Origin of the sequence: Ectothiorhodospira mobilis, from assembly GCF_016584115.1 — a bacterium.
GTDB classification, from domain to species: domain Bacteria; phylum Pseudomonadota; class Gammaproteobacteria; order Ectothiorhodospirales; family Ectothiorhodospiraceae; genus Ectothiorhodospira; species Ectothiorhodospira mobilis.
In genome coordinates, this window is sequence record NZ_NRSK01000095.1 from 1 (window position 1) to 280 (window position 280).

The 280-nt window shown below is 55.4% G+C and carries 1 protein-coding gene; it reads right to left on the bottom strand.

Annotation, left to right across the window (positions count from 1 at the left end):
* A partial coding sequence (locus tag CKO33_RS13280) for a substrate-binding domain-containing protein (RefSeq protein WP_200182699.1) occupies window positions 1-280 on the bottom strand: 280 nt, incomplete at both ends.

Genomic DNA, 280 nt, shown 5'->3' on the forward strand with positions numbered 1-280 from the left:
TGTTGTCAGATGCAATGAAGGAAGCAACATCACCGCTGCTGGAGCTGCGGTCGACCGTAATCACCGGGATTTTCGCCTTATTGAGGGCCTTCACAGACGGCGCAACGGCGTCAGAATCAGTCGGATTGACGATAACTACTTTGGCTGAGGTAGATACCGCGTTAGCAAGCTGGTTGGCCTGGGTGGCGGCGTCGTCTGACGCGTCCTGCACCTGAAGGTTAACTCCCTTGGCCTTAGCCTCCTTCTTTGCCCCATCCACAAGCTGAACGAAGAACGGGTT